This window comes from Pseudomonas sp. NPDC090752 (genome assembly GCF_055584805.1).
The window spans coordinates 152,774-179,624 of record NZ_JBVJLI010000003.1 but is presented as its reverse complement, the minus strand read 5'-3'; the positions used below and the strand labels follow the sequence as shown (position 1 = coordinate 179,624).

Below are 26,851 nucleotides of genomic sequence, written 5' to 3'. Positions count from 1 at the left end.
CGATCCATCCGGCTCAAGTACTGAGTAGGCGAACCAAAGTGGGGATACGGAGGACGTTCAGTTTGCAGCCACTTATCTTTTCAGTTTGCCCATGGAGTCCCTGAGCATGTCGATCCAGGTCGAAGATTATTTCGCGCGTGACACCTTTCAGAAAATGAAGGCGTTCGCCGACAAGCAGGAAACCCCGTTCGTACTCATCGATACCCAGATGATCAGCCAGGCCTATGACGACCTGCGCGCCGGTTTCGAATTCGCCAAGGTCTACTACGCGGTCAAGGCCAACCCGGCGGTCGAGATCATCGACCTGCTGAAAGAGAAAGGTTCGAGCTTCGACATCGCCTCGATCTACGAACTGGACAAAGTGATGGACCGTGGCGTCAGCGCCGACCGCATCAGCTACGGCAACACCATCAAGAAGTCCAAGGACATCCGCTATTTCTATGAGAAGGGCGTGCGTCTGTATGCCACCGACTCGGAAGCCGACCTGCGCAACATCGCCAAGGCTGCCCCGGGCTCCAAGGTTTACGTGCGTATCCTCACCGAAGGCTCCACCACGGCCGACTGGCCGCTGTCGCGCAAATTCGGTTGCCAGACCGACATGGCCATGGACCTGCTGATCCTCGCCCGCGACCTGGGCCTGGTGCCGTACGGCATTTCCTTCCACGTGGGTTCGCAGCAGCGCGACATCAGCGTGTGGGACGCCGCCATCGCCAAGGTCAAGGTGATCTTCGAGCGCCTGAAGGAAGAAGACGGCATCGAGCTGAAGCTGATCAACATGGGCGGTGGCTTCCCGGCCAACTACATCACCCGTACCAACAGCCTGGAAACCTACGCCGAAGAGATCATCCGCTTCCTCAAGGAAGACTTCGGTGACAACCTGCCGGAAATCATCCTGGAGCCTGGCCGTTCGCTGATCGCCAACGCCGGTATCCTGGTCAGCGAAGTAGTGCTGGTGGCACGCAAGTCGCGCACCGCCGTCGAGCGCTGGATCTACACCGACGTGGGCAAGTTTTCCGGCCTGATCGAAACCATGGACGAAGCCATCAAGTTCCCGATCTGGACCGAGAAGAAAGGTGAAGCTGAAGAAGTGGTCATCGCCGGCCCGACCTGCGACAGCGCCGACATCATGTACGAAAATTACAAGTACGGCCTGCCACTGAACCTGGCCATCGGTGACCGCCTGTACTGGCTGTCGACCGGTGCCTACACCACCAGCTACAGCGCGGTGGAATTCAACGGCTTCCCGCCGTTGAAGGCCTTCTACCTGTAATGCAAAACGGGGCCGAAAGGCCCCGTTTTCATTGGTGTACTGTCAGTTCTGGCCTCTTCGCGGGCAAGCCCGCTCCCACAGATTTTCCACTGTTTCAAGATCAGTGCTGTACCTGTGGGAGCGGGCTTGCCCGCGAAGAGATCATTACAGGCAACATCAAGCCTCGCGCCGTCCGATCTCTTCGGCATACCGCCCGGCAAACGCCATCAACACCGGCCCCGCCCCCTGCAATGTCACCAACGCACTGCGCAGGAAATTCATATTGCCCTCGACCCGTGCCTGCTCCAGCCAACGCCCAGCCTCAGCCAGTTCGCCCCGCTCGACCAGCACCAGCGCCAGGCTGAACATCCCGCGAAAATCCCCCGCCTCGGCCGAACGCCGGTACCAGCGTACCGCCCTTACCGGGCTTGGCGCGCCAGCAAGGCCCTGCTCCAGGTATCGCCCGTACAGGTTCATCGATTTGGCATGGCCCATCTGCGCGGCCATCTCGTAGCACGTCAATGCCTGTGACTGATTGGCCGGTACCCCCCGCCCGGTGGCCAGCAGGTTACCCAGATTGTAAAGGCCCCAATCCAGGCCAGCGTCCGCTGCCCGCGCATAGTGGATGGCAGCCTGGCTCAGGCTCACCTCGCCACCCCAGCCATGTTCAAGACAACGCCCGAGCATGTTGTGGGCCATGGCGCTACCGCCCTGCGCGGCGATGCCGAACCAACTGCGCGCAACGGCGGCATCCTGCTCGATGCCACGCCCGTCGAGCAGGATCTGCCCAAGCAGCAACTGCGCCTCGATCACGCCCTGCCCGGCTGCCGCCAGAATCGCCTGGGCCGCCTTGCCGGGGCTCTCTTCGAGCATGGCCTGCAAGCCTGCAACATCCACTTCTTCCTCACGACGCAACTGGTAGGACACGGATCAGACCTCGGCCCAGCGGCGCAACAGGTTATGGTAGGTACCGGTCAGTTGCAGCAACGAGGGGTGCTCGGGCACATCGGCGGTGAGTTGCTGGATGGCGTTGTCCATCTCGAACAGCAATGCCCGCTGGCTGTCTTCGCGCACCAGGCTTTGAGTCCAGAAGAACGCTGCATAGCGCACCCCACGGGTTACCGGGTTGACCTTGTGCAGGCTGGTCCCGGGGTACAGCACCAGGTCGCCGGCGGCCAGTTTGATCTGCTGCACGCCGTAGGTGTCCTGAATCACCAGCTCGCCGCCGTCGTAGCTGTCGGGTTCGCTGAGAAACAGGGTCGAGGACAAGTCGGTGCGTACCCGCTCCGGGCTGCCCTTGGGCTGTCGCAGGGCGTTGTCGATATGGAAGCCGAAGTTGCCGCCTTCGCGGTAGCAGTTGATCAGCGGCGGGAACACTTTATGTGGCAGCGCCGCCGACATGAAGTGCGGGGTTTTCCACAGACGGTCAATCAACGCACCGCCAATTTCCTTGGCCAGGGCATGGCCCTCCGGCAGTTGCAGGTTGTGCTTGGCCTTGGCCGACTGGTAACCGGCCGTGACTTTGCCATCGGCCCAGTCGGCCTGCTCCAGGGCTTCGCGGATGCGGGCGAGCTCGTCGGCGTCGAACAAGCCGGGAATGTGAAGCAGCATGGCGGCGGCACCGTCAAGAAATGTAAAGGCGCCAATGATATTGATTCCCTTTCGCGCGACACAAGCCCTTTCGGCGCCTTAGACGATTCAGCGAGCTTAAACCGTAAAGAGAATTTGTAAAGATTGTAAATTCCTAGCAAATGGTAACGAGTCTCAATTGTTAGTTACAATCGCTTACACTATGATCCGCCGCCTTCACACCTTGGGGAAGGCCAATAAAAATGCGTCACGTACCATCTGCAGTGAGCTCACCACGCCTGATCGTCACCGCCATCGGCGTTGCCCTCAGCGCTTCGACCGCGTATGCCGCCGATCCAGCCGCCACTAGCGCCGTCACCCTCGACGCCACCAGCGTCAATGGCAAGGCTGAACAGGCCAGCACCGAATACAAGGTCGAAAAGGCCTCCTCGCAGAAGTACACCGCACCGTTGGTGGACACCCCGCGCTCGGTCACCGTGATCCCGCAGCAAGTGATCAAGGACACCAATGCCTTGAGCCTGCAGGACGCCCTGCGCACCGTGCCCGGCATCACCTTCGGCGCTGGCGAAGGCGGCAACCCGCAAGGCGACCGCCCGTTCATCCGTGGTTTCGACGCCCAGGGTGACACCTATCTGGACGGCGTGCGCGATACCGGCGCGCAGACCCGCGAAATCTTCGCCATCGAATCGGTCGAAGTGGCCAAGGGCCCGAACTCGGCCATCGGTGGCCGCGGCGCCGCTGGCGGCACCATCAACCTGGTGAGCAAGCGCGCGCACCTGGGCAACTCGCTGGACGGCGCCTGGACCTGGGGCAGCGACCAGACCCAGCGCTACACGTTCGATGGCAACTACCAGTTCAGCGACAGCGTTGCCGGTCGTCTCAACCTGATGACCCACGAGAGCAACGTCGCCGGCCGTGACAAGGTCAACTACGACCGCTGGGGTATCGCCCCGTCCCTGGCCTTCGGCCTGGGCACGCCGACCCGCGTCAACCTCGACTACTACCACCTGGAAAGCGACGACCTGCCGGATTCGGGCATCCCATACACCATCCCGACCGGTGGCAGCGGCGCGCGTACCTCGGCGCACCCGAGCAAGCCCAACGACGGCGGCGACAGCGACAACTTCTACGGCCTGACCGGCCGCGACTTCCGCAAGAGCCGCGTCGACATCGCAACCTTCGCCATCGAGCACGACCTGACCGACTCGCTGACCGTCAAGAACACCCTGCGTCACGGCAACAGCATGCAGGACTACATCCTCACCCAGCCTGACGACAGCAAGGGCAACGTCAACAACGGCAGTGTCTGGCGCCGTGCCAACACGCGCGTTGGCAACACCGCCACCACCACCAACCAGACCGACCTGTTCGGCGAGTTCTACCTGGGCGGCATGAAGAACAGCTTCTCCACCGGTATCGAGCTGAGCCGTGAAGAGAGCGATCGCTCCTCCTACACCGTCAACACCGACACCGTGCCAGGTGGCGCCGCTAACACCAACTGCACCCCGAGCATGATCGGCGCCAGCAGCGGCTACAACTGCACCTCGCTGAGCAACCCGAACCCGGACGATCCGTGGAACGGCAGCATCGCCCGCAACTATGCCGGCACCACCACCAACAGCAAGACCCGCGCCCTCTATGTGTTCGACACCCTGGAGCTGACGCCGGACTGGCTGCTCAACATGGGCCTGCGCTACGACCACTTCGACACTGACTACAAGACCTACAACGCAGCGGGTACCACCACTGCCAAAGGCAAGGACGTCAGCGAGTTCGTCACCGGCCAGCTGGGCCTGGTGTGGAAACCGGCAGAAAACGGCAGCATCTATGTCTCCTACGCCACTTCGGCAACGCCACCCGGGGCCATGCTCGGCGAAGGCACCGAAGGCAACCCGCTGGGCGGCTCGACCGACCGCGCCGGCAACCTGCTGAGCAGCGACATGGAGCCGGAAGAAACCACCAACTACGAAATCGGCACCAAGTGGGACCTGCTCGACCAGCGCCTGTCGCTGACCGCCGCGCTGTTCCGCACCGAGAAAGAAAACGCCCGCGTACAGGTGGACACCACCAGCTACGAAAACGTCGGTGAAACCCGCGTGCAGGGCATCGAGCTGTCGGCCAGCGGCAAGTTGACTGACAAGTGGCAGGTGTTCGCCGGCTACACCTACATGCAGGCTCGCCAGATCGACGGCGGCCCGCTGGGCAAGGCCAACGACGGCAACCAGCTGCCGAACACCCCGAACAACAGCGCAAGCCTGTGGACCACCTACTCGATCACGCCGAAGCTGACCATCGGTGGCGGCGCGTTCTACGTGGATGACGTCTACGGCAGCGTGGCCAACACCACCATGGTCGACAGCTACGTGCGCTACGACGCCATGGCCGCCTACAAGCTGACCAAGAACGTCGACCTGCAGCTGAACGTGCAGAACCTCACCAACGAGGTCTACTACGACAAAGCGTTCTCCACCCACTTCGCCAACCAGGCGGCGGGCCGGACCGCACTGCTGACCACCAGCGTCCACTTCTAAAGCAGCAACCCCAAGCCCCGTTCATTCCAGTGAGCGGGGCTTTTGCGTATCAAGGCATAATGCACGCCGCGCAGGGTGCGGCAGCACGACAAGGTGATCGATGTGGTGAAAAAGACGCTGTTCCAATTGCACTGGTTCTTTGGCATCACCGCTGGCCTGGTGCTGGCCTTGATGGGCATCACCGGGGCGCTCTACTCGTTCCAGGAAGAGCTGCTGCGCGCATTCAACGCCGATGTGCTGAAGGTAGAAGTGCGCGCCGAAGGCGTGCTGCCTCCGGCCGAGCTGGTGCGCAAGGTAGAGGCCGAGCAAGGCGACAAGGTGTCGATGCTGTGGGTCGATGTGCGCGAAGGCAATGCCGCGCGGGTCTTCTTCACTCCAGCACCGGGCGAGCGCCGTGGCGAACTGCGCTACGCCGACCCCTATACCGGCGAGCTCAAGGGTGAAGCCGCCGGGCAAGGCTTCTTCCAACTGATGCTCACCCTGCACCGGTTCCTGGCAATGGGCGATACGGGCCGACAGATCACCGGTGCCTGCACCCTGATGCTGGTGTTCTTCTGCCTGTCCGGCCTGTACCTGCGCTGGCCCCGGCAGGCGCTGAACTGGCGCACCTGGCTGACCTTCGACTGGGCCAAGAAAGGCCGCGCCTTCAATTGGGACCTGCACGCGGTAGCCGGTACCTGGTGCCTAGTGTTCTACCTTTTGTTCGCGCTGACCGGGCTGTTCTGGTCTTACGGGTGGTATCGCGAAGGCCTCAACAAGCTGCTGGCCGACGCGCCCGCCGCCGGCCAGCAGCAAAAACGTGGCGAAGGCCGCGGCCGCCACGGGCCGCAGAAAGTCGACAAGAATGCACCGCCGTTAGTGGTCGACTACGACGCCATCTGGGCCAACCTCAAGGATGCCGCAGGCCCGGGCCTGGCCATGTACAACCTGCGCCTGCCGCCCGCGGGCGGCCAGCCGGCCAACCTGTTCTACCTGCTCGACGACGCGGCGCACCCGCGCGCCTTCAACACCCTGGTGCTGGACCCGGCCACCGGCCAGGTAAAAAACCACGACCGTTACACCGACAAATCCTTCAAGGCACAGCTGCTGCAGAGCGTCTACGCCCTGCACGTGGGTGAATACTTCGGCCTCCCAGGGCGCATCATCGTCACCATCGCCAGCCTGACCATGCCGTTGTTCTTCGTCACCGGGTGGCTGCTGTACCTCGACCGCCGCCGCAAGAAACGCCAGGTCCGCGCCGCCCGTGGCAGCGTTACCAGCGCCAACGCCAGCGGCGACAGTTGGCTGATCGGCTTTGCCAGCCAGAGCGGTTTCGCCGAGCAACTGGCCTGGCAGAGCGCCGGCCAGCTGCAGGCCGCCGGCCTGCCGGTACAGGTGCGCGCCCTGGCCGAGCTGGGCGAACAGGACTTGCGTTCGGCCCGCCGCGCGCTGTTCGTGGTCAGTACCTTCGGCGACGGCGAAGCGCCGGACAGCGCCCGCGCTTTCGAACGTAAGGCGCTGGGTCAACCTTGGGCCCTGAACGGTTTGAGCTATGCCGTACTGGCCCTCGGTGATCGTCAATACCCGCACTTCTGCGGCTTTGCCCGGCGCCTGCAAGCCTGGCTCGGCGAGCGCGGTGCCAGCAGCGCGTTCAGCCCGGTGGAAGTCGATAACGCCGACCAGGCAGCCTTGCAGCAATGGCAGCAAGAACTTGCGCAGCTGACCGGCGCCCAGCCTGTTGCGGCCTGGCAACCGCCGAGTTTCGGCAACTGGAGCCTGGTCAGCCGTACGCTCCTGAACCCGGGCAGCCAGGGCCAACCTGTCTACCTGCTGGGCCTTCGCCCGGAGCAACCCGCCAGCTGGGAAGCTGGAGATCTGGTGGAGATCCTGCCGCTCAATGGCCAGCCCCGCGTGGACGCGTTCCTCAGCGGTATGGCGCTGGATGCCAACGCGAAGGTGCAACTCGATGGCCTGAGCGAAACCCTCGGCCAGGCCCTGGCAGGCCGCCAGCTACCGACGCGCCGCGACCATCTGATCGGTTTGCAGCCACAGGCGCTGATCGATGCGCTGGTACCGATCGGCAGCCGCGAATACTCCATCGCCTCGATTGCCAGCGACGGTGTGTTGGAGCTGATCGTACGCCAGGAGCGCCACGCCGACGGCAACCTTGGCCTGGGCTCTGGCTGGCTGACCGAGTACCTGCCGGTTAACGGCACCCTGAGCCTGCGCCTGCGGCGTAACAGTGGCTTCCACCTGCCCGAAAGCGCCGCGCCGATGATTCTGATCGGCAACGGCACTGGGCTGGCTGGGCTGCGCAGCCTGTCACGGGCGCGGATCAATGCCGGCGAACAGCGTAATTGGCTGCTGTTCGGTGAGCGTAACCGGGCGCATGACCTGCTGTGTGGCGATGAGCTGCAAGGTTGGTTGGATACTGGCGATCTGGCGCGGCTGGACCTGGCGTTTTCTCGCGATCAGGCCGAGAAAGTGTATGTGCAGGATGTGTTGCTGCAGCACGCCGACGAGCTCAAGCGCTGGGTGGCGGATGGCGCTTGTGTGTATGTTTGCGGCAGCCTGCAAGGGATGGCGGCGGGGGTGGATGCGGCGCTCAAGGGCATGCTGGGTGAAGAGTTGGTCGAGCAATTGATCGAAGACGGGCGATATCGCCGGGATGTGTACTAGTCACTGCCGGCCCTTTCGCGGGGCAAGCCCGCTCCCACAAATTTGATTCAGCGATGAACCTGTGGGAGCGGCGGTCCGGCGATCCGGCTTGCCCGCTAAAGGGCCAGTACTGGCTCAGTGCAGCTTGAAGCTATCGGCATCCATGTTGGCCGGGAACCGGGCACGGTAATCTGCCAGTTCCTTCGCCCTCAGCACCACCGTGAACACCCCGTCCGCCTCCCCGGCGCTGAGCAGGCTCTCACCCTGGAAGTCCAGCACCTGGCTGTCGCCTGAATAAGCGAAGCCCTTGCCATCGGTGCCTACCCGGTTTACCGCCGCTACGAAACACAGATTCTCGATACCCCGCGCCGGCAACAGGCGGTTCCAGTGCGTACGTCGCGCCGCTGGCCAGTTGGCGGTGTACAACAGCAGATCGGTGTCCTGGGCATCACAGCTCCACACCGGGAAGCGCAAGTCGTAGCATATCAGCGGGCGTACCCGCCAACCCTTGATCTCGAACTGCACCTGGCGCTCGCCGGGGGTGTAGTGCTCGTGCTCCCCGGCCATGCGGAACAGGTGGCGCTTGTCGTAGTGCAGGACCTCACCGTCCGGGCGTGCCCACAGCAAGCGGTTGCGGTGGCTGCCATCGGCGGCCTGGATGATCACGCTGCCGGTGATCACTGCGTTAAGTCGCTTGGCCTGCGCCTTGAGCCATTTGTAGGTCGGGCCGTTCTCAGGCTCGGCCAGGCGCTCCGACTCCATGGAAAAACCGGTCGTGAACATCTCGGGCAAAATCACCAGGTCGGCATCACCCACCTGGTCAAGCAAGACCTCGAAATGCGCGTAATTGGCCTCGCGGTCGTGCCAGGCCAGCGTGGTCTGCACCAGGGCGATTTTCAGGTTGGGCAGTGCACTCAGATCGCGCATAGTTTTTCCGCCGCCTGACGCAGCGTCTCCTCACGTTTGGCAAAGCACAGGCGCACCAGGCGTTGCTCAGGGATGGGTTGCTGGTAGAACACCGACACCGGAATGGTCGCCACGCCGTGCTCGCGAGTCAGCCACAGGGCCATGTCGACGTCGTTCAGGTCCGGGCGAATCTGCGAATAATCCACAAGTTGGAAGTAGGTGCCGGCCGTGCGTTGGAAACTGAAGCGCGAGCTTTGCAGCAGGTCGCAGAACAAGTCGCGCTTGGCCTGGTAGAAGCCTGGCAGCTCGTCGAGGTGCTGCGGGTGCTCGGCCATGAAGTCGGCCAGCGCGCACTGCAGCGGCGTGACCCCGCAGAAGTTGACGTACTGGTGCACCTTGCGCAGCTCGGAGCTCAAGGCCGGTGGCGCAATTACATAGCCGGTCTTCCAACCAGTGACATGGTAGGTCTTGCCAAACGAACTGACCACGAAGGCCTTATCAAAGAGTGCTTCGTGTGCGAGCACGCTGGCGTGGCGCACGCCGTCGTAGACCAGGTGCTCGTAAACCTCGTCGCTGACCAGATAGATATCTCTGTCCTCGATCAGCCGCGCCAGCTGGTCGAGGTCTTCTCGGGTGATCAGCGCGCCGCTGGGGTTGTGCGGCGAGTTGAGGATGACCATGCGCGTGCGCGGGCTCAAGGCATCGCTGAACCTCTGCCAGTCGATGCGAAAATCACCATCGCTGAGTTGCACATGCACGCAACGGCCACCGGCGAGTTCCACGGACGGCTCGTAGCTGTCGTAGCACGGGTCGAAGACGATCACCTCGTCGCCGGCGTGGATCACTGCCTGGATGGCGCAGAAGATCGCCTCGGTGGCACCCGGGGTGATGGTCACTTCCTGGTCGGCATCCACCTTGGCTCCGTACAGGCGCTCGACCTTGCCCGCCACCTGCTGGCGCAGCGCCGGCAAGCCGGTCATGGGTGCGTACTGGTTATGCCCGGCGGACACATGGCGGCCGACCGCATCGAGCAGCGCCTGCGGGCCATTGAAGTCGGGGAAACCCTGGGAAAGGTTGAGCGCACCGGTTTGCACGGCGAGCTGGGACATGGTGGTGAAGATGGTCGTGCCGACGTTCGGCAGTTTGCTGCGGATCATGAAGCCCTCTTTCCTGGGGTTTATCCGGCACGGGGGTGGAGTCCGAGCATAGCGGATCGAGCAGTCAGGAAAAAGGTTGAAACAATAGGGGGATTGCCTTGGATCAAATGGCCTCTTCGCGGCTAAAGCCGCTCCTAAAGGTGTAGGAGCGGGTTTAGCCGCAAAGAAGTCGACGCGAAATCAGCGCTTGTCGCGACGCTTCTTCTCGGCCTTCTTGTGGTGCGACATCAAGCGGCGCTTCTTGTTGACCTGGCGGTCGGTGAGGGTGTTCTTCTTGCCCTCGTACGGGTTCTCACCGCCCTTGTACTCGATGCGGATCGGCGTACCGACCAGCTTGAGCACCCGGCGGTAGGTGTTTTCCAGGTAACGCGAGTACGACTTGGGAATGCTCTCGGTCTGGTTGCCGTGGATCACGATCAGCGGCGGGTTGGCACCACCGAGGTGGGCATAGCGCAGCTTGATACGGCGGCCGTTGACCAGCGGCGGCTGGTGCTCGCTGACCGCATCTTCGAGGATCTGCGTCAGGCGGCTGGTCGGCCAGCGGGTGACCGCCGAAGTGAAGGCGGCTTGAACCGACTTGTACAGGTTGCCCACGCCGGTGCCGTGCAGCGCCGAAATAAAGTGGATGTCGGCAAAGTCGACGAAGAACAGCCGGCGCTCCAGCTCGGTCTTCACATAGGCGCGCTCACCCGATTCCATGCCGTCCCACTTGTTCAGGGCGATGACGATGGCGCGGCCGGCTTCGAGGGCGAAGCCCAGCAGGTTGAGGTCGTGGTCGACCACACCTTCACGGGCGTCCATGACAAAGATCACCACGTTGGCGTCCTTGATCGCCTGCAGGGTCTTCACCACCGAGAATTTTTCGACTTCCTCGTGGATCTTTCCGCGCTTGCGCACCCCGGCGGTGTCAATGAAGGTGTACTTGTCGCCATCACGCTCGAACGGGATGTAGATGCTGTCCCGGGTCGTGCCTGGCTCGTCGTAGACCACCACGCGCTCTTCGCCGAGCATGCGGTTGACCAGGGTCGATTTGCCGACGTTCGGGCGGCCGATGATGGCAATCTTGATGCCATCCTTCTCGCTTGGGCCAGGAATACGCGCAGCTTCCTCGCCTTCGGCGACGTCCTGGTCGAGGGCTTCTTCCTCGGCATCGCGTGGCAGGTGGCCGAGCACGGCCTCCATCAAGGCGTTGATACCACGGCCCTGGGAGCCCGCCACTGGAATGGCGTTGCCCATGCCCATCGGCGAGAACTCGGCGCGGGCGACGTCGGGGTCGATGTTGTCGATCTTGTTGGCAACCAGGATCGCCGACTTGTTGCGCTTGCGCAGGTGCTCGGCAATCATCTGGTCTGCCGCGGTCATGCCCGCACGGGCATCGACCAGGAACAGCACATAGTCGGCTTCTTCGATGGCCATCAGCGACTGCTCGGCCATCTTCTCGTCCATGCCCACTTCGTCACCGGTGATACCACCGGTGTCGATCAGGATGAAGGAACGACCCTGCCAGCTGGCATCACCATACTGGCGGTCACGGGTCAGGCCCGACAGGTCACCGACGATGGCATCGCGGGTTTTGGTCAGGCGGTTGAACATGGTGGATTTGCCGACGTTCGGCCGTCCCACCAGGGCGATTACGGGAACCATGCGGCTCTCCATTCTTGAATTCTTGAAAATGCAAAGGCCGCTGCAGAGCAGCGGCCGGAGTTCGGGCGGCCTGTCCTAGGCCGCAACTCAAGACCTTCAGCGGTCTTGAGCATAGCTTCAGCGGATGGTCAGTGCCTCGAGCTTGCCGCTGTTGCCAAAGACGTAGATGGTGTCGCCGACCACAAGTGGGCGCGCGCGCAGGCCATCGCTGTCGATACGTTCACGGCCGACGAAACGGCCGTCGACCTGGCTGAGCAGGTGCAGGTAACCTTCGAAGTCACCCACAGCCACGTAGCTGGAGAAGACTTCCGGAGCCGACAACTGACGGCGCGCCATCGAATCGTTGGTCCACAGGGCGCTGGAAGAGCGCTCGTCGACGCTCTCGACAGTACCCGAAGCTTCGCTGACATAGACGTTGCCATAACCCTGGGCGACACCCACGTAGCTGGAAGCATCACGCTGCCAGACCACACGGCCGCTTTCCAGGTCCAGGCCCGCGACGCGGCCCTGGTAGGTGCTGACGTACAGGGTACCACCGGACAGCAGCAGGCCGCCGTCGATATCGACCACGCGGTCCAGCTCGGAACGGCCTTGCGGGATGGCCACACGGCTCTCCCACACCGGCACGCCGTTGTTGATGTCCACTGCCACCACCTTGCCGGTGGACAGGCCCGCGACGGCCAGGCGGTTGGTGGCGATCGGCGCACCGGTGCCACGCAGGGTCAGTACGGCCGGGGTGTTCTCGTAGATCCAGCGGCGGTCGCCGGTCGCGGCATCGAGGCCGATCAGGCGGTCGTCCTGAGTCTGCACCACCACAACGTCACCGTTGTTGGCGGGCGGCGCCAGGACTTCGCTGGTAACGCGCGAGCGCCAGCGTTCTTCACCGGTGCTGGAATCCAGGGCAATCACTTCACCCTTGAGGGTACCGAGCATGACCAGGCCGTAGCCTACGCCGACGGCACCGGAAACCGGCAGTTCCAAGTCCTTCTTCCACACCACGTCGCCGGTGATGCGGTCGAGAGCGAAGACTTCGCCGTTGACGTCGGTGGCGTAGATGCGGTCGTTTTCGATGGCCGGTACCAGGGTGTTGTACGTCTCGCCCTGGCCGTCACCGATCGAACGGCTCCACTGCTTTTTCAGCACCACTTCTTCGGTGAACTTGGTCAGCTCGGCCGGTGGCAGTTCCTTCTTGCTGTTGCTGCTGCAACCTGCGGCCAGTACGGCCAGGGTCAGCACTGCTGCTTGTTTCCAACCGATCACGTCACGCGTCCCCTTTGGCCAGGTCATCCAGCTTCAGTTGCAGGCCACCGACCGCCGCTTCATCGGAAAGCGCGGCCTTGGCTTTTTCATAAGCACTGTGGGCATCGTCGGCGCGACCCAGCTGCACCAGCAGGTCACCCTTCAATTCTTCACGGCTGGCGAGGAAGGCCTTGTCAGCATCGCCGTCGAGCAGCTTGAGCGCGTCCTCGGCCTTGTCCTGGGCCGCGAGCACGCGAGCCAGGCGCTGGCGCGAGATTTCGCCCAGGGTGACATCAGCGGGCTTGTCCAGCACAGCCTTGAGCTCGGCAGCGGCGTCATCGAGCTTGCCGCTTTCTACCGCGACCTTGGCCACGAACAGGCTGCCGTACTGGGCGTAGGCGGTACCGCCGAATTCGCTCTTGAGCTTGCCGGACAGTTCCGCGACTTTGGTCGCGTCTGGCTGGCCGCTCGGCGTCAGGCTGGTTTCAAGCAGTGCCTGATACAACTGCGAGGCGCCTTGCGACTGGTTGCTCTGGTACTTCTGCCAGGTATTCCAGCCCAGCACCACTACACCGGCCAGCAACGCGCCGGTCAGCAGCGGCTTGCCGTTACGGTTCCACCAGTCCTTGACCCCTGCCAGGTCATCATCATCGGTACTCGACACCCCAATACTCCTTTTCGCCTATTCGTTGTTGAACCGCGTTACGCCTGAGCGACCGCGGTTTCCAGGTGCTCAGCCAGAGCATCCCAGGCAATGTTCTGTTGTTCGCCCTGACCGCGCAGGGGCTTGAGGCCGACCTCTTGCTTGGCCAGCTCGTCGTCGCCCAGGATCAGGGCAAACAGCGCGCCGCTCTTGTCGGCTTTCTTGAACTGGCTCTTGAAGCTGCCGCCACCGGCGTTGACCGCCAGGCGCAGGCCCGGCAAGCGATCACGCAGGGTTTCAGACAGGCGCAGGCCGGCCAGCTCCGCCTGCTCGCCGAAAGCGCACAGGTAGACGTCGATCTGACGGTTGATGGACTCCGGCACCTTGCCGAGGGTTTCCAGCAGCAGGATCAGGCGCTCGATACCCATGGCGAAACCTACGCCAGTGGTCGGCTTGCCGCCCATCTGCTCGACCAGGCCATCGTAGCGGCCACCGGCACAGACAGTACCCTGGGCACCGAGTTTGTCGGTGACCCACTCGAACACGGTCTTGCTGTAGTAGTCCAGGCCACGCACCAGCTTGGTGTTGATCACGAACGGGATACCGGCGGCGTCCAGGCGGGCCTTGAGGCCCTCGAAGTGCACGCGGGATTCTTCGTCGAGGTAGTCTTCCAGCTTCGGCGCGCCGACCAGCACCGCCTGGGTGTTCTGGTCCTTGCTGTCGAGGATGCGCAGCGGGTTGCTCTTGAGGCGGCGCTGGCTGTCTTCGTCGAGCTGCTCCAGGCGCGCCGAGAGAAACTCGACCAGCGCGTCACGGTAGCGGGCACGGGCTTCGCTGGTGCCCAGGCTGTTCAGTTCGAGCTTGACCGCGTCCTGGATGCCGAGCAGGCCCCACAGGCGCCAGGTCAGCATGATCAGTTCGGCATCGATGTCCGGGCCGTCCAGGTTGAAGACTTCCACGCCAATCTGGTGGAACTGGCGGTAGCGGCCTTTCTGCGGGCGTTCGTGGCGGAACATCTGGCCGATGTACCACAGTTTCTGCACCTGGCCGTTGCCGGTGATACCGTGTTCGAGCACCGCGCGCACGCAGGCCGCAGTGCCTTCGGGGCGCAGGGTCAGCGAGTCGCCGTTGCGGTCCTCGAAGGTGTACATCTCTTTTTCGACGATGTCGGTGACTTCACCGATTGAGCGCTTGAACAGCTCGGTGAACTCGACGATCGGGGTGCGGATCTGGCTGTACCCGTAGGTATCCAGCAGGCCGGCCACGGTGCCTTCGAAGTAGCGCCACAGCGGCGACTGCTCTGGCAGGATGTCGTTCATGCCACGGATGGCTTGCAGCGATTTGCTCACGAAAAGTCCTTACGAATCTGTGTGTCAGCCGCGGGCGATCAGCGCCGCTTCGGCCTCGACCTTTTCGGCCGCTTTCTGGCGGATGAGCTTTTCCAGCTCATCGACCAGGTTGTCATTGGTCAGCTTCTGCGCCGGCTTGCCATCGATGTAGATCAGGTTCGGCGTGCCGCCGGTCAGCCCGACGTGGGCTTCCTTGGCTTCGCCAGGGCCGTTGACCACGCAACCGATCACAGCCACGTCCAGCGGCACCAGCAAGTCTTCCAGGCGCCCTTCCAGCTCGTTCATGGTTTTGACCACATCGAAGTTCTGCCGAGAGCAGCTTGGGCAGGCGATGAAGTTGATACCACGCGAACGCAGGTGCAGCGATTTGAGGATGTCGTAGCCGACCTTCACTTCTTCAACCGGGTCGGCCGCCAGCGAAATACGGATGGTGTCGCCGATGCCTTCAGCCAGCAGCATACCGAGGCCAACGGCGGATTTCACCGTACCTGAACGCAGCCCACCGGCTTCGGTGATGCCCAGGTGCAGCGGCTGGATGATCTGTTTGGCCAGCAGGCGGTAAGCTTCGACGGCCATGAATACGTCAGAGGCTTTTACGCTGACCTTGAAGTCCTGGAAGTTCAGACGGTCAAGGTGCTCGACGTGGCGCAAGGCAGACTCGACCAGTGCGGCTGGGGTCGGCTCGCCGTACTTCTTCTGCAGGTCTTTTTCCAGAGAGCCGGCGTTGACGCCGATGCGGATCGGGATGCCGCGATCGCGGGCGGCATCGACCACAGCCTTCACACGGTCTTCACGACCGATATTGCCTGGGTTGATGCGCAGACAATCGACGCCCAGTTCGGCTACACGCAGGGCGATCTTGTAGTCGAAGTGAATATCGGCGACCAATGGCACGCTGACCAACTTCTTGATCTTGCCGAACGCCTCTGCGGCGTCCATGTCTGGTACCGAAACGCGGACGATGTCGACACCGGCATCGACCAGGCGCTGGATCTGCCCCACGGTGGCGGCGACATCGTTGGTGTCAGTGTTGGTCATGCTCTGCACCGCAATGGGGGCATCCCCCCCCACCGGCACATTGCCGACCCAGATTTTGCGGGATTCGCGACGTTTGATCGGAGATTCGCCGTGCATGACTTACTGTCCCAACTTCAGGCGAGCGGTCTCGCCACTGGTGAACGGGGCGACATCGACGGCCTGGCCGTTGTAGCTGACCTGGGCGCCACGGGCAAAGCCCAGGCGGACCGCGAACGGCGGCTTGCCGGTCAGCTCCAGGTTGTCGCCCTTTTTCTTGATGGCGCTGAACAGGACCTTGCCGTTGCCGTCGGTGACCGAGGTCCAGCAATCAGCAGTGAACTGGATCGCAACCTTGGCGCTGCCAGCCGGTGCGGCAGCAGGCTCGGCGACGGCAGCGACGGCCGGCACGCTGCCAGCAGGAGCCACGGGTGCGACCTGGGCGGCGGGTGCAACGGCTGTCGCAGCCGGTGCTGCGGTTTGTACCGGGGCCTGCTGCAGCGGCGCGGGCGCTGCAGCAGCCGGCGCGGCCTCGCTGCCGGTTTCGGCGATCGTCTCGGCGGGTGCCTGTTCCAGCGGCAGCGGCGCGCTCTCGCCCTGCTGGCCGACGCTCACGGCCTGGTCTTCAGGCTCGTCCAGCGGGTGGATCTGGGTAGTCCCGTCGGCGCTTTCGACCTCGACGTGCTCCAAAGCGATCTTGGCCAGATCCGTGCCACGCAGGCTGCCCTGGTCCTGCCACCAGATGAAGCTGCCGCCGACCACAGCCAGTAGCAGCAACAGACTGACACCGCGCAGGATGTTGTGCGACAGGCGCACTGGCTCCTCGATACGGCCCAGCGAATGCACTTCGCTGCCCTTGGCGTGAGTACCGGTGTACTGGTCGAAAGACTCGACCAGCGGCGCTTGGTCCAGGTCCATGAGTTTGGCATAGGCACGGATATAGCCGCGGGCGAAGGTATGCCCTGGCAGCTTGTCGAAGGCGCCGGTTTCCACGTGGTTCAGCGAACTTACGGTGAGGTTGAGCTTGCGAGCCACCTCGGCTTGCGACCACTCCCGTTTTTCGCGGGCCTGGCGCAACAGTTCGCCGGGGTTCTGGCCAGTCGCTGCTGCTACTTCGGGATGCGCGGCTTTCATCGTTGCTCCGACAGGTATTGCTGATATTCCGGCGTACCGGGATAAAGTCGTTGTAATTGCTGACCCAGCTCGGCCAGTGTGCCCTGCTCGTCGAACACCCGGGCAAGACGGCTGCCCAGCAAGAGGCTGCGGGCACTGTGGTCGCTCAGCTGGCTGAAACGATCGTAGTAGTCCCGCGCCGGCACATAATGCCTGTTTCCGTAGGACAACTCAGCCATTTCCAGCAACACCCTGGGTTGCCGTTGGTTGAGTTGCAAGGCCTTGGTCAGATACGCCTGTGCCTGGTCACGGTTGTCGAGCTGCAAGGCCGTCAGGCCAAGGTTCTCATATACCCGTGAGCGTTCAGGATACAGGGTATCGGCGCTGGCCTGGCGAAACATCTGCTCGGCTTCGGCGAAACGCTGCTGAGCATATAGGAAACTGCCGTAATTGTTGCGAATTCGCGTATCGGCCGAGCTTGCCGACAGCGCTTTTTTGAAGTGTTCCTCAGCCAGCGAGGGTTCGCCTTCGGCTTGGAACACCAGGGCCAACGCCGCGTGGGCGTCGGGATCCCTGGCATCCAGCCCCAGTGCCTTGCCCAGTGGGGCCTTGGCCTGCTCGGTCAAACCTTGTTGCAAATAGCCAAGCCCCAGCTGCACGTAAGCCCGCCCTGCCTCCACTCGCCCTTGGCGATTGGCCAAAGGATCGCTCGCCCCGTCCGACGCACAGCCAGCCAGCAGCAATAGCGCAAGGATCGACAGCGCGATGCGCAGGATCATGGTAGGCCCGTACTCAGTGGCGCACGGCGCTGTCTGAAAGCTCAGCGTCGGCAGACAGCTGGCGTACGGCGATGTAGCGCTCGCTGCGGCGGGTGCGGTCATTGACCTGACCGACCAGCTGGCCGCAAGCGGCGTCGATGTCTTCGCCGCGGGTGGTACGGGTGGTGACGTTGAAACCACCGTGGTGGAGCATGTCCTGGAAGCGGCGGATTGCGTTGTTGCTAGGACGCTCGTAGCCAGAATGCGGGAACGGGTTGAACGGGATCAGGTTGATCTTGCACGGCACGTCACGCAGCAGCTCGATCATTTGCGCGGCATGCTCAGGCTGGTCGTTGACGTCCTTGAGCAGGGTGTACTCGACCGTCAGCACGCGCTTGCCACCCAAGGTGGCCATGTAGCCCATGCACGATTCCAGCAGCACCTTCAGCGGGTACTTCTTGTTGATCGGCACCAGCTGATTGCGCAGCTCGTCATTCGGCGCGTGCAGCGACAGGGCCAGCGACACGTCGATGTGCTTGGCCAGTTCGTCGATCATCGGCACCACACCCGAGGTGGACAGCGTGACGCGACGCTTGGAAATGCCATAGCCCAGATCGTCCATCATGATTTTCATGGCGGCGATGACATTGTCGAAATTCAGCAGAGGCTCGCCCATGCCCATCATCACCACGTTGGTAATCGCGCGGTCGACTTTGGCCGGGACGGTCCCGAAGGATTTGTTGGCAAGCCACACCTGGCCAATGACTTCGGCGGCGGTGAGGTTGCTGTTGAAGCCTTGCTTGCCGGTGGAGCAGAAACTGCAGTCCAGGGCGCAGCCGGCTTGCGACGATACGCACAAGGTGCCGCGGTCATCGGTAGGGATGTAGACGGTCTCGACGCAGCTGCCGGAGGCAACGCGGATCACCCATTTACGGGTGCCGTCGGCGGAAATGTCTTCGCTGACCACTTCCGGAGGACGAATTTCGGCAACCGCCTCGAGCTTTTCGCGCAAGGCCTTGCCGACGTTCGTCATGGCGGCGAAATCATCGACGCCAAAATGGTGAATCCATTTCATCACCTGGCCGGCACGGAAGCGCTTCTCCCCGATTGAGTCGAAGAATTGTTCCATTTCCGGCTGGGTCAGACCCAACAGGTTGATTTTGCCAGTAGATGTCGTCATGGATTCACCCTCACCCGTAAGCTTTCGCTTAGCGAGTGGTTACCTCGGTAGCAGCGAAGAAGTAAGCGATTTCGCGAGCAGCGGCAGCTTCGGAGTCCGAACCGTGAACGGCGTTGGCGTCGATCGACTCGGCGAAGTCAGCACGGATGGTGCCGGCAGCAGCTTCTTTAGGGTTGGTAGCGCCCATCAGCTCACGGTTCAGAGCGATGGCGTTTTCGCCTTCCAGAACCTGAACGACAACCGGACCGGAAGTCATGAAGGCAACCAGGTCACCGAAGAAGCCACGAGCGCTGTGCTCGGCGTAGAAGCCTTCGGCTTCGGCTTTGGACAGTTGCTTGATTTTCGAAGCAACGATTTTCAGGCCGGCTTCTTCGAAGCGAGTGGTGATCTTGCCGATAACGTTTTTGGCAACGGCGTCAGGCTTGATGATCGAGAAAGTACGTTGAACAGCCATGGAAAACTCCAGAATATGAGTGTTGCGAAAAATTAAACCCGCGAATTATACGCGGGTTCATAGGGATTGCCTAACCTGCAGTGTCGCGCTTAGTCGGCTTCGTCGATCCAGGCCGCCTGGATAGCCTCCAGCACTTTCTCACCGCCACGTGACGGATCGTCGCTGAACTCTGGCAAAGCCAGGACCCAGCGGTGCAGGTCTACGAAATTCACATAACGAGGATCGACGTCCGGCTTGCTTTCTGCAAGCTGGATGGCGATCTCAAGTACATCAACCCATTTCAGGCTCATGCCAAACTCCTCAATGCGGCGCTTCGGCAGCGTGGTTGAGCGAATATTTGGGGATCTCGATGGTCAGGTCATCATCCGCCACGACCACCTGGCAGCCGAGGCGTGACTGGGCCTCCAGGCCCCAGGCCTTGTCCAGCATGTCCTCTTCCAGCTCGTCGGCTTCTTCGAGCGAGTCGAAACCTTTGCGAACAATACAGTGGCAGGTGGTGCAGGCCTTGACGCCACCGCAGGCGCTTTCCATCTCGATGTGATGGTCGTGGGCCAGCTCCAGGATGTTGGTCCCGACCGGCACCTCCACGGTCAGCCCTTCAGGGCAGAATTTCTCGTGCGGCAGGAATGTCACCAGCGGCATCGGTTACTCCTCGATCTCATTCAGGTTGCGCCCGGCCAGTGCGGCTTTGACCGTCGAATCAAGGCGACGGGCGGCAAATGCATCGGTCACCTGCGACAGACGCTTGGTCTGTTGCTCGATGGCTGGGCCATCGGTGCCGGCCAGCAAATCACGTAGTTCCTGCATCTGGAATTCGATGGCTTCGCGCTCTTCACTGCTGAGCAGCCGCTCGCCATCAGCGTCCAGGGCGCCCTGTACTGCTTCGAGCAGGCGTTCGCCGTCGACCTGGTGTTCACGCAACTGACGAGCCTGCTTGTCGGAACCGGCGTGCTCGAAGGAGTCCTTGAGCATGCGTGCGATTTCGCCATCGGTCAGGCCGTAGGATGGTTTGACCTGGATGCTGGCCTCGACGCCCGAACCCAGTTCGCGGGCAGCGACGCTGAGCAGGCCGTCGGCATCGACCTGGAAGGTGACGCGAATTTTCGCCGCCCCAGCAACCATCGCCGGGATGCCACGCAGCTCGAAGCGCGCCAGCGAGCGGCAGTCGCTGATCAGCTCGCGCTCGCCCTGCAGCACGTGAATCATCATGGCCGACTGGCCATCTTTATACGTGGTGAATTCCTGGGCACGCGCCACCGGAATGGTGGTGTTGCGCGGGATCACCTTTTCCATCAGCCCGCCCATGGTCTCAAGGCCCAGGGACAGCGGAATGACGTCGAGCAACAGCAGTTCGCCACCTTCGCGGCGGTTGCCGGCCAGGGTATCAGCCTGGATGGCGGCGCCGATGGCGACCACCTGATCGGGGTCGATCGAGGTCAGCGGGGTGCGGCCGAACAGCGTACCAACAGCCTCGCGCACACGCGGCACGCGGGTGGAACCACCGACCATGACCACCGCGCCCACTTCTTCCAGCTCGATACCACTGTCGCGCACGGCGCGGCGGCAGGACTTGAGACTGCGGGCGATCAGCGGTTCGATCATGGCCTCGAAGGCGGCGCGACTCAGCTCACCCTGCCAGGTGCCATGGCTGACGCTGACCACGTCGGCATCAGTCAGGGCTTCCTTGGCGGCGCAGGCAGCTTGCAGCAGCTGGCGCTGGGTAGCCGGATCGAGGTCGGAGGACAACCCGGCCTGCTCGATGATCCAGCCGGCAATGGCGTGGTCAAAGTCGTCGCCACCCAAGGCGGTGTCGCCGCCGGTAGCCAGCACTTCGAACACGCCAGCAGTCAGGCGCAGGATGGAAATGTCGAAGGTACCGCCACCCAGGTCATAGATGGCCACCAGGCCTTCGGCATTCTGATCCAGGCCGTAGGCCACGGCAGCGGCAGTCGGTTCGTTGAGCAGGCGCAACACGTTCAGACCGGCCAGCTTGGCCGCATCTTTGGTCGCCTGGCGCTGAGCGTCGTCGAAGTACGCTGGCACGGTGATTACCGCACCGACCAGATCACCACCCAAAGTAGCTTCCGCGCGCTCGCGCAGCACCTTGAGGATGTCGGCGGACACTTGCACCGGGCTTTTCGGGCCTTGAACCGTGTCGATGAACGGCATGTGCGATTCACCGCCAATGAAGCGGTACGGCAACTGCTCGCCCAACTGCTTCACGTCAGCCAGGCCACGCCCCATCAGGCGCTTGACCGACAGCACGGTGTTCAGCGGGTCGCTGGCGGCCGCCTCGCGCGCAGCCAGGCCGACCTCGTTGTGGTCTGCCAGGTAGCGCACCGCAGAGGGCAGAATGACGTTACCCTGCACATCGGGCAGGGGCTCGCTGCGACCGCTGCGCACGGCAGCGACCAGAGAATTGGTGGTACCCAGGTCGATTCCCACCGCCAGGCGGCGCTGGTGCGGCTGGGGGCTTTGACCGGGTTCGGCGATCTGCAGTAGGGCCATGCTTATCTGAATACCTTAGGCGTCATCACGGGCAACGCCGGGTTAATCGTCGAGGCGCTCTTCCAGTTGGCGCACTTCTTGGGCGAGCTTGTCGAGGAACTGCATGCGGCGCATCAGGCGCTCGGCCTTGTCGCGCTCGGCAGGCACGTTCCAGCAGGCGGCGAAATCCTCGTTCAGCGTGTCCTGGGCACCTTTGAGGCGCTTCTTGAACACGGCCACACCCTCGAGGTCGGCTTCGTCCTGCAGCTCTTCGAGCTCTTCGCGCCACTGCATCTGCTGCAACAGAAAGTCAGGGTCGTGGACCGTGACTTCCTGAGGCACTTCGTGACCGCCAATGGCCAGCAGGTAGCGGGCGCGGCGCGGCGCACTGCGCAGAGTCTGGTAGGCGTCGTTGAGAGCCGCGGACTTCTCCAGCGCCACCCGTTGCTCACGCTCGGAAGCGTCGGCAAAACGGTCGGGATGGACCTCGCGGGCCAGTTCGCGATAGCGAGTGGCCAGCTTATCGAGGTCCAGCCGGAAGCACGGCTGGAGATCAAACAGAGCGTAATGACAAGGAGTACCCACAGCCAGCCTCAGACGTTGAAGCTTTCGCCGCAGCCACACTCACCGCGCACGTTGGGGTTGTTGAATTTGAAGCCTTCGTTCAACCCTTCCTTGACGAAGTCGAGCTCGGTGCCATCGAGGTAGACCAGGCTCTTGGGGTCGATGATGACCTTCACGCCGTGGTTCTCGAACACCTGGTCTTCGCCCGCCACTTCGTCGACGAACTCCAGCACGTAGGCCAGGCCCGAGCAGCCGGTGGTGCGCACGGCCAGGCGGATACCCTCGCCCTTGCCGCGCCCGTCCAGGGAACGCCGCACGTGGTTGGCGGCGGCTTCTGTCATGCTGATAGCCATCGGAACTCCTTACCTCTTACCTAGCAACGGGCGGCTTAGATCAAGCCTTTCTTCTGCTTGTAATCGCGAACGGCTGCCTTGATGGCATCTTCGGCGAGTACCGAGCAGTGGATCTTCACCGGCGGCAATGCCAGTTCTTCCGCCAGCTGGGTGTTCTTGATGGTTTCGGCTTCGTCCAGGGTCTTGCCCTTCATCCACTCGGTGGCGAGGGAGCTGGAGGCGATGGCCGAACCGCAGCCGTAGGTCTTGAACTTGGCGTCTTCGATGATGCCTTGCTCGTTGACCTTGATCTGCAGACGCATCACGTCACCGCACGCTGGGGCGCCGACCATGCCGGTACCGACATCCGGGTCCTCGGCATTCATCTTGCCGACGTTGCGTGGGTTTTCGTAGTGGTCGATGACCTTTTCACTGTATGCCATGGTGCAATTCCTTCCTCATCAGGGAGCCGCTCTTGCCGGCGACTGCTTAGTGGGCGGCCCACTCGATCTTGGAGATGTCGACGCCGTCTTTGTACATGTCCCACAGCGGCGACAATTCACGCAGCTTGTTGACCGCCTCGCAGACTTTTTGCGCGGCGTAGTCGACTTCTTCTTCGCTGGTGAAGCGGCCGAAGGAGAAGCGGATCGAGCTGTGCGCCAGCTCGTCGTTACGGCCCAGAGCGCGCAGTACGTACGACGGCTCGAGCGAAGCGGAGGTGCAGGCCGAACCGGACGATACGGCGATGTCTTTCAGCGACATCAGCAGCGACTCGCCTTCGACGTAGTTGAAGCTCAGGTTCAGGTTGTGCGGTACACGCTGAGTCTGGCTGCCGTTGACGTACAGCTCTTCGAGGTCCGAGACCTGCTTGAAGAAGCGGTCGCTCAGCGCCTTGATACGGACGTTTTCAGCGGCCATTTCCTGTTTGGCAATGGCGAAGGCTTCGCCCATGCCGACGATCTGGTGGGTCGGCAGGGTACCCGAACGCATGCCGCGCTCATGGCCACCGCCGTGGATGATCGCTTCCAGACGCACACGCGGTTTGCGGCTGACGTACAGCGCGCCGATACCTTTCGGGCCGTAGACCTTGTGCGCCGAGAACGACATCAGGTCGACTTTCAGCTTTTGCAGGTCGATTTCGACCTTGCCGGCCGACTGCGCGGCATCGACGTGGAACAGCACGCCACGCGAACGGGTCAGCTCACCAATGGCGGCGATGTCGTTGATCGAGCCAACTTCGTTGTTGACGTGCATCAGCGAGACCAGAATGGTGTCGTCGCGCAGCACGGCTTCGACCTGGGCCGGGGTGACGATGCCATCTTCACCTGGCTCGAGGTAGGTGACCTCGAAACCTTCACGCTCGAGCTGGCGAGCGGTATCCAGGACCGCCTTGTGCTCGATCTTGGAGGTAATGATGTGCTTGCCCTTGGTCTGATAGAAGTGCGCCACGCCTTTCAGGGCGAGGTTGTCGGACTCGGTGGCACCGCTGGTCCAGACGATCTCGCGCGGATCGGCGTTGATCAGCTCGGCCACCTGGCGACGGCCGTTCTCGACCGCTTCCTCGGCTTTCCAGCCGAACACGTGGGAGCGCGAGGCCGGGTTACCGAAGTTACCGTCGACCAGCAGGCAGTCGGCCATCTTCTGGGCGACACGGGGATCGACCGGCGTGGTCGCGGAGTAATCGAGGTAGATCGGCAACTTCATTGAGTATCTCCTATCAGGCGGTGGCGTCGCTCGTCACTATTAAAAGGTCAGTCGACGGCGGACGTCTCAATCTTGTCCAGCTGGGCAGTACGGCCTGCGACACGTCGCAGGTCCTGGCGCTGAGCGACTTCCTGCACCTCACGGCGCATGACGAGGTCGGCCAGGCTGATGCCGCTGAGAAATTCGTGGATCTGCTGGCTGAGGTCGCACCACAGGTGGTGGGTCAGGCAGGTATCACCGGCATGGCAGTCCCCAAGGCCCTGGCAACGGGTGGCATCGACCGATTCATTGACCGCATCGATAACCTGGGCCACCTGGATGGTTTCCATGCCCCGCGACAACTGGTAGCCACCGCCCGGACCGCGCACGCTGGAAACCAGGCTGCTGCGGCGCAGCTTGGCGAACAGCTGTTCCAGATAAGAGAGGGATATGCCCTGGCGCTCGGAAATGTCGGCCAAAGACACCGGCCCATGCTGCGCGTGCAACGCCAAGTCAAGCATGGCTGTCACGGCGTATCGGCCTTTGGTAGTCAATCGCATGGCTAATGGGTACCACGGGAGTTACAGGATGTGTGCGAGTATGCGATTCCCGAGCATTTAAGTCAACTATTAGACCTACTGCTTTAGTCGGGTTTGGCAGCTCGGAGGCGGGCGCGAGTGTAGCAGCAAAGGGGCGTGAGCACACGCCCATATGTCAGTATGACGTCACTGCGGCGCGATCAATGCGACTGAATGTCGCGCTGGGCGACCTGAGCCAACTCGCTAAAGTCATCTTCCGGCAGGGCCGGCAGCTCCTTCGCACAATAGTCGCTACCCATCTTGGTCAGCGCGCCACACATGCCCTCCAGCCGCTCGTCTACAGCTTGCAGGTGATCGAGCATCTGGCCAATGGCGCGCGCCACTGGATCAGGCATATCGCCGCTGACGCCGTAGGCGTCGAAGCCAATCTTCTCAGCCATGGCCTTGCGCTTGGCTTCGAGCTCGGAGTCTTCGCTCTTGACGATGATCCGCCCCGGGATGCCGACTGCAGTGGCACCGGCCGGCACCGCCTTGGTGACCACTGCATTGGAGCCGATCTTGGCACCGGCGCCGACAGTGAACGGGCCGAGCACCTTGGCCCCCGCCCCTACCACCACGCCGTTTTCCAGAGTCGGGTGGCGCTTGCCTTTATTCCAGCTGGTCCCGCCCAGGGTCACGCCCTGATACAGGGTGACGTCGTCGCCGATTTCGGCGGTTTCACCGATGACGATGCCCATGCCGTGGTCGATGAAGAAGCGCCGGCCAATGGTCGCGCCCGGGTGGATTTCGATCCCGGTCATCCAACGGCCGAAGTTCGACACCAGGCGTGCCAGCCATTTGAAGTCACGCTTCCACAAGGCGTTGCCCAGGCGATGCAGCCAGATGGCATGCATGCCGGGGTAGCAGGTCAGTACCTCGAAGGCGTTGCGCGCCGCCGGGTCACGATGGAAAACGCTCTGGATATCTTCACGCAGACGTTCGAACATCTGTCAGTCCTTCCTTTTATGCGGCTCGCCCCGTGCGACCTTCTGGGTCTCGGTGAGGATGCCGCGCAAAATGCTCATTTCCGGACGCTCGACCGCGCTTCGCCCATACAGCCGGCGCAGACGCGCCATCAGGTGCTTGGGCTTCTCGGGATCGAGGAAGCCGATGTCCACCAGGGTTTTTTCCAGGTGGTCATAGAACAGCTCCATTTCATCCATGGTCGCCAGCTCGCTGGCGTCGACCTTCTCGGCTTGCGGCGCCGAACCTGCAACGGCCAGCCAGGCCATGCGCACCTCATAAGAGAGCACCTGGACGGCGGCCGCCAGGTTCAGCGAGCTGAAGCCGGGGTTCGAGGGAATATGCACGTGGAAGTGACATCGCTGCAGTTCTTCGTTGGTCAGGCCGGCGTGCTCGCGCCCGAACACCAGGGCGACTTCTTCGCCGCCGACAGCATGTTCCACAGCCTTGGCCCCACACTCACGGGGGTCGATCAGCGGCCAGGGGATACTGCGCTCGCGGGCGCTGGTGCCCATTACCAAGCTACAGCCGACCAGCGCCTGCTCGAGGCTGTCGACCACCTGGGCGGTGGCCAGCACGTCGTCGGCGCCGGAGGCCCGCGCACTGGCGTCCGCGGCCGGGAATTCCTTGGGTTGCACCAGCACCAGACGCGACAGGCCCATGTTTTTCATGGCACGCGCAGCGCCGCCGATGTTGCCGGGGTGGCTGGTATTGACCAGAACAACACGAATATTTTGCAGCAAGGTGTTGTGCTCACAGATGCGGGTTTTGAGGGTTTCG

Annotated in this window: 26 protein-coding genes; 3 read left to right on the top strand and 23 right to left on the bottom strand. The window is 62.6% G+C overall.

Features of this window, described 5'->3' with window-relative positions:
- The first annotated feature begins 106 nt into the window (after nt 1-106).
- Nucleotides 107-1,270 (top strand): type III PLP-dependent enzyme, encoded by a 1,164-nt coding sequence (locus tag ACZ6YA_RS06015; protein ID WP_465896216.1) that lies wholly within the window; start codon nt 107-109, stop codon nt 1,268-1,270.
- A 156-nt stretch (nt 1,271-1,426) separates the two neighbouring features.
- Here ACZ6YA_RS06015 and ACZ6YA_RS06010 read toward each other — a convergent pair whose 3' ends face one another.
- Both ACZ6YA_RS06010 and ACZ6YA_RS06005 read right to left on the bottom strand, forming a co-directional pair.
- Entirely contained in the window at nt 1,427-2,176 is a 750-nt protein-coding gene (locus ACZ6YA_RS06010; RefSeq protein WP_465896214.1) for a tetratricopeptide repeat protein, read from the bottom strand.
- 3 nt (nt 2,177-2,179) lie between these two features.
- Nucleotides 2,180-2,860 carry a Fe2+-dependent dioxygenase gene (locus ACZ6YA_RS06005; RefSeq protein ID WP_465896212.1) on the bottom strand — a complete coding sequence of 227 codons (681 nt, stop codon included), beginning with the start codon at nt 2,858-2,860 and terminating at the stop codon, nt 2,180-2,182.
- Nucleotides 2,861-3,081: 221 nt separating this feature from the next.
- Here ACZ6YA_RS06005 and ACZ6YA_RS06000 point away from each other — a divergent pair, with 221 nt between their 5' ends.
- Nucleotides 3,082-5,370 carry a TonB-dependent receptor gene (locus ACZ6YA_RS06000; RefSeq protein WP_465896209.1) on the top strand — a complete coding sequence of 763 codons (2,289 nt, stop codon included), beginning with the start codon at nt 3,082-3,084 and terminating at the stop codon, nt 5,368-5,370.
- Between the two features lie 102 nt (nt 5,371-5,472).
- Entirely contained in the window at nt 5,473-8,028 is a 2,556-nt protein-coding gene (locus tag ACZ6YA_RS05995; RefSeq protein ID WP_465896451.1) for a PepSY domain-containing protein, read from the top strand.
- Between the two features lie 114 nt (nt 8,029-8,142).
- Here ACZ6YA_RS05995 and ACZ6YA_RS05990 read toward each other — a convergent pair whose 3' ends face one another.
- The 21 genes from ACZ6YA_RS05990 to trmJ form a co-directional block, all read right to left on the bottom strand.
- Nucleotides 8,143-8,934, bottom strand: a complete 792-nt coding sequence (locus ACZ6YA_RS05990; RefSeq protein ID WP_465896207.1) for an amidohydrolase — start codon at nt 8,932-8,934, stop codon at nt 8,143-8,145.
- Nucleotides 8,922-10,070 carry a pyridoxal phosphate-dependent aminotransferase gene (locus tag ACZ6YA_RS05985; RefSeq protein ID WP_465896205.1) on the bottom strand — a complete coding sequence of 383 codons (1,149 nt, stop codon included), beginning with the start codon at nt 10,068-10,070 and terminating at the stop codon, nt 8,922-8,924. Before ACZ6YA_RS05985 ends, ACZ6YA_RS05990 begins: the two co-directional genes overlap by 13 nt.
- A 180-nt stretch (nt 10,071-10,250) precedes the next feature.
- Nucleotides 10,251-11,714, bottom strand: coding sequence for a ribosome biogenesis GTPase Der (gene der, locus ACZ6YA_RS05980; RefSeq protein WP_465896203.1), 1,464 nt, complete (start codon nt 11,712-11,714; stop codon nt 10,251-10,253).
- 117 nt (nt 11,715-11,831) lie between these two features.
- Complete coding sequence (gene bamB, locus ACZ6YA_RS05975; protein ID WP_465896450.1) at nt 11,832-12,974, bottom strand: outer membrane protein assembly factor BamB; 1,143 nt, start codon at nt 12,972-12,974, stop codon at nt 11,832-11,834.
- Nucleotide 12,975: 1 nt separating this feature from the next.
- Entirely contained in the window at nt 12,976-13,617 is a 642-nt protein-coding gene (locus ACZ6YA_RS05970; protein WP_403131067.1) for a tetratricopeptide repeat protein, read from the bottom strand.
- A 38-nt stretch (nt 13,618-13,655) separates the two neighbouring features.
- On the bottom strand, nt 13,656-14,945 hold the full coding sequence (gene hisS / locus ACZ6YA_RS05965; RefSeq protein WP_465896200.1) for a histidine--tRNA ligase: 1,290 nt from the start codon (nt 14,943-14,945) through the stop codon (nt 13,656-13,658).
- A 24-nt stretch (nt 14,946-14,969) separates the two neighbouring features.
- Complete coding sequence (gene ispG, locus ACZ6YA_RS05960; RefSeq protein WP_400797472.1) at nt 14,970-16,079, bottom strand: flavodoxin-dependent (E)-4-hydroxy-3-methylbut-2-enyl-diphosphate synthase; 1,110 nt, start codon at nt 16,077-16,079, stop codon at nt 14,970-14,972.
- Between the two features lie 3 nt (nt 16,080-16,082).
- Nucleotides 16,083-17,093, bottom strand: coding sequence for a RodZ domain-containing protein (locus ACZ6YA_RS05955; protein WP_465896197.1), 1,011 nt, complete (start codon nt 17,091-17,093; stop codon nt 16,083-16,085).
- Nucleotides 17,090-17,851, bottom strand: a complete 762-nt coding sequence (pilW, locus tag ACZ6YA_RS05950; protein ID WP_465896195.1) for a type IV pilus biogenesis/stability protein PilW — start codon at nt 17,849-17,851, stop codon at nt 17,090-17,092. Before pilW ends, ACZ6YA_RS05955 begins: the two co-directional genes overlap by 4 nt.
- A gap of 13 nt (nt 17,852-17,864) precedes the next feature.
- Entirely contained in the window at nt 17,865-19,010 is a 1,146-nt protein-coding gene (gene rlmN / locus ACZ6YA_RS05945; RefSeq protein ID WP_465896192.1) for a dual-specificity RNA methyltransferase RlmN, read from the bottom strand.
- A 28-nt stretch (nt 19,011-19,038) separates the two neighbouring features.
- The gene (gene ndk / locus ACZ6YA_RS05940; RefSeq protein ID WP_008092560.1) at nt 19,039-19,464 is read right to left on the bottom strand and encodes a nucleoside-diphosphate kinase; all 426 of its coding nucleotides are present in this window, start codon (nt 19,462-19,464) and stop codon (nt 19,039-19,041) included.
- A gap of 89 nt (nt 19,465-19,553) precedes the next feature.
- Nucleotides 19,554-19,754, bottom strand: a complete 201-nt coding sequence (iscX, locus tag ACZ6YA_RS05935; RefSeq protein ID WP_024762959.1) for a Fe-S cluster assembly protein IscX — start codon at nt 19,752-19,754, stop codon at nt 19,554-19,556.
- 10 nt (nt 19,755-19,764) lie between these two features.
- Nucleotides 19,765-20,106 carry an ISC system 2Fe-2S type ferredoxin gene (fdx, locus tag ACZ6YA_RS05930; protein ID WP_465896188.1) on the bottom strand — a complete coding sequence of 114 codons (342 nt, stop codon included), beginning with the start codon at nt 20,104-20,106 and terminating at the stop codon, nt 19,765-19,767.
- A gap of 3 nt (nt 20,107-20,109) precedes the next feature.
- Nucleotides 20,110-21,972 (bottom strand): Fe-S protein assembly chaperone HscA, encoded by a 1,863-nt coding sequence (gene hscA, locus ACZ6YA_RS05925; protein ID WP_465896186.1) that lies wholly within the window; start codon nt 21,970-21,972, stop codon nt 20,110-20,112.
- A 42-nt stretch (nt 21,973-22,014) separates the two neighbouring features.
- Nucleotides 22,015-22,536, bottom strand: coding sequence for a co-chaperone HscB (gene hscB, locus ACZ6YA_RS05920; protein ID WP_465896184.1), 522 nt, complete (start codon nt 22,534-22,536; stop codon nt 22,015-22,017).
- Between the two features lie 8 nt (nt 22,537-22,544).
- On the bottom strand, nt 22,545-22,868 hold the full coding sequence (iscA, locus tag ACZ6YA_RS05915; RefSeq protein WP_119145642.1) for an iron-sulfur cluster assembly protein IscA: 324 nt from the start codon (nt 22,866-22,868) through the stop codon (nt 22,545-22,547).
- Nucleotides 22,869-22,903: 35 nt separating this feature from the next.
- Nucleotides 22,904-23,290 carry a Fe-S cluster assembly scaffold IscU gene (iscU, locus tag ACZ6YA_RS05910; RefSeq protein ID WP_007929523.1) on the bottom strand — a complete coding sequence of 129 codons (387 nt, stop codon included), beginning with the start codon at nt 23,288-23,290 and terminating at the stop codon, nt 22,904-22,906.
- A gap of 46 nt (nt 23,291-23,336) precedes the next feature.
- The gene (locus ACZ6YA_RS05905) at nt 23,337-24,551 is read right to left on the bottom strand and encodes an IscS subfamily cysteine desulfurase (RefSeq protein WP_400797491.1); all 1,215 of its coding nucleotides are present in this window, start codon (nt 24,549-24,551) and stop codon (nt 23,337-23,339) included.
- Between the two features lie 47 nt (nt 24,552-24,598).
- Complete coding sequence (gene iscR / locus ACZ6YA_RS05900; RefSeq protein WP_008092572.1) at nt 24,599-25,090, bottom strand: Fe-S cluster assembly transcriptional regulator IscR; 492 nt, start codon at nt 25,088-25,090, stop codon at nt 24,599-24,601.
- A 179-nt stretch (nt 25,091-25,269) separates the two neighbouring features.
- Nucleotides 25,270-26,055 (bottom strand): serine O-acetyltransferase, encoded by a 786-nt coding sequence (gene cysE / locus ACZ6YA_RS05895; RefSeq protein ID WP_465896178.1) that lies wholly within the window; start codon nt 26,053-26,055, stop codon nt 25,270-25,272.
- Between the two features lie 3 nt (nt 26,056-26,058).
- Nucleotides 26,059-26,814 carry a tRNA (cytosine(32)/uridine(32)-2'-O)-methyltransferase TrmJ gene (gene trmJ / locus ACZ6YA_RS05890; protein ID WP_465896176.1) on the bottom strand — a complete coding sequence of 252 codons (756 nt, stop codon included), beginning with the start codon at nt 26,812-26,814 and terminating at the stop codon, nt 26,059-26,061.
- Nucleotides 26,815-26,851: the final 37 nt, after the last annotated feature.

Excerpts from the sequence above, each read along its gene's own strand:
- ndk (WP_008092560.1), bottom strand. The coding sequence starts at position 19,464 with ATGGCTGTTCAACGTACTTTCTCGATCATCAAGCCTGACGCCGTTGCC.
- iscR (WP_008092572.1), bottom strand. The coding sequence starts at position 25,090 with ATGCGATTGACTACCAAAGGCCGATACGCCGTGACAGCCATGCTTGAC.
- rlmN (WP_465896192.1), bottom strand. The coding sequence starts at position 19,010 with ATGACGACATCTACTGGCAAAATCAACCTGTTGGGTCTGACCCAGCCG.
- fdx (WP_465896188.1), bottom strand. The coding sequence starts at position 20,106 with ATGCCGCTGGTGACATTCCTGCCGCACGAGAAATTCTGCCCTGAAGGG.
- iscA (WP_119145642.1), bottom strand. The coding sequence starts at position 22,868 with ATGGCTATCAGCATGACAGAAGCCGCCGCCAACCACGTGCGGCGTTCC.
- der (WP_465896203.1), bottom strand. The coding sequence starts at position 11,714 with ATGGTTCCCGTAATCGCCCTGGTGGGACGGCCGAACGTCGGCAAATCC.
- pilW (WP_465896195.1), bottom strand. The coding sequence starts at position 17,851 with ATGATCCTGCGCATCGCGCTGTCGATCCTTGCGCTATTGCTGCTGGCT.
- ACZ6YA_RS06000 (WP_465896209.1), top strand. The coding sequence starts at position 3,082 with ATGCGTCACGTACCATCTGCAGTGAGCTCACCACGCCTGATCGTCACC.
- ACZ6YA_RS05985 (WP_465896205.1), bottom strand. The coding sequence starts at position 10,070 with ATGATCCGCAGCAAACTGCCGAACGTCGGCACGACCATCTTCACCACC.
- ACZ6YA_RS06005 (WP_465896212.1), bottom strand. The coding sequence starts at position 2,860 with ATGCTGCTTCACATTCCCGGCTTGTTCGACGCCGACGAGCTCGCCCGC.
- cysE (WP_465896178.1), bottom strand. The coding sequence starts at position 26,055 with ATGTTCGAACGTCTGCGTGAAGATATCCAGAGCGTTTTCCATCGTGAC.
- hscA (WP_465896186.1), bottom strand. The coding sequence starts at position 21,972 with ATGGCCCTACTGCAGATCGCCGAACCCGGTCAAAGCCCCCAGCCGCAC.
- ACZ6YA_RS06015 (WP_465896216.1), top strand. The coding sequence starts at position 107 with ATGTCGATCCAGGTCGAAGATTATTTCGCGCGTGACACCTTTCAGAAA.
- ACZ6YA_RS05905 (WP_400797491.1), bottom strand. The coding sequence starts at position 24,551 with ATGAAGTTGCCGATCTACCTCGATTACTCCGCGACCACGCCGGTCGAT.
- iscX (WP_024762959.1), bottom strand. The coding sequence starts at position 19,754 with ATGAGCCTGAAATGGGTTGATGTACTTGAGATCGCCATCCAGCTTGCA.
- iscU (WP_007929523.1), bottom strand. The coding sequence starts at position 23,290 with ATGGCATACAGTGAAAAGGTCATCGACCACTACGAAAACCCACGCAAC.
- ACZ6YA_RS05990 (WP_465896207.1), bottom strand. The coding sequence starts at position 8,934 with ATGCGCGATCTGAGTGCACTGCCCAACCTGAAAATCGCCCTGGTGCAG.
- ispG (WP_400797472.1), bottom strand. The coding sequence starts at position 16,079 with ATGCACGGCGAATCTCCGATCAAACGTCGCGAATCCCGCAAAATCTGG.
- ACZ6YA_RS05955 (WP_465896197.1), bottom strand. The coding sequence starts at position 17,093 with ATGAAAGCCGCGCATCCCGAAGTAGCAGCAGCGACTGGCCAGAACCCC.